Genomic DNA, 937 nt, shown 5'->3' on the forward strand with positions numbered 1-937 from the left:
AACGGTTTGTGACGCACCACCACCAAAGGAAGCACCCGCTTCAGCACCCTTACCTTGCTGCAGCAAAACCAAACCAATCAAACCTAGTGATACCAGAATATGCACCACAATAACGGCAGTCTCTAACCATTCCATACTTTTAGCCTATTTTTCTACTCTAGTTGCCCGCCCCATCAAGAGCCTCAAACTCTTAATTGCAACAAACAACAATAAAAATTACTAACCAGCGCTCTTACAGATTTGTAAAAAGTCGCTCACTTTTAATGATGCGCCACCAACTAGCCCACCATCAATATCATCCTGACCAAACAATTCTTTGGCGGTTTTTACATTAACACTACCACCGTACAGAATTGCCATATTTTCAGCTAAGTCCGCAGACTTTTCTGAAACCTGCTGCCGAATATAAGCGTGCATTTCCTGAGCTTGCTCTGGCGTTGCTGTTTCGCCTGTCCCAATTGCCCAAACCGGCTCATAAGCAATAAGCAAATCAGACATTTCTTGCGAAGAAAATTGCTTCAGCACAGCGCCGACTTGCGTCGCAACAACTTCCTGCGCTCTACCACCTTCTCGATCTTCCAGAGTCTCACCTACACACAAAACCGGCTTAATACCAGCCTTTAGCAAACGGGAGATTTTAGCAACAACATCACTATCAGTCTCTCCGAACAAAGCTCTACGCTCTGAGTGCCCAACTAACGACCACTGACAACCTACATCGCTCAACATAGGCGCAGATACTTCACCAGTAAACGCACCTTCGTCAAAACCAGCAACATTCTGAGCTGCCAACTGGATACCGGAGTCTTTACTTGCTTCAAAAAAGCCGGAAAGTAAAACTGTCGGCGGTGCGATTAGCACTTGCACATCGTCAGGCACGTTAGACGATGCTTGATCGCTAAATGCCTGCAAGTAGTCCTGCATAAATGCAACACTA

The 937-nt window shown here is 45.9% G+C and carries 2 protein-coding genes; both read right to left on the reverse strand.

Translation table 11 applies throughout. The annotated features are described in order from the left end of the window. A partial coding sequence (gene secG / locus A3757_RS24520; RefSeq protein WP_068740459.1) for a preprotein translocase subunit SecG occupies window positions 1-135 on the reverse strand: 135 nt, incomplete at its 3' end. Between the two features lie 84 nt (window positions 136-219). Next, a partial coding sequence (gene tpiA / locus A3757_RS24525; RefSeq protein WP_156506566.1) for a triose-phosphate isomerase occupies window positions 220-937 on the reverse strand: 718 nt, incomplete at its 5' end.

This window comes from Oleiphilus sp. HI0117 (assembly GCF_001635235.1).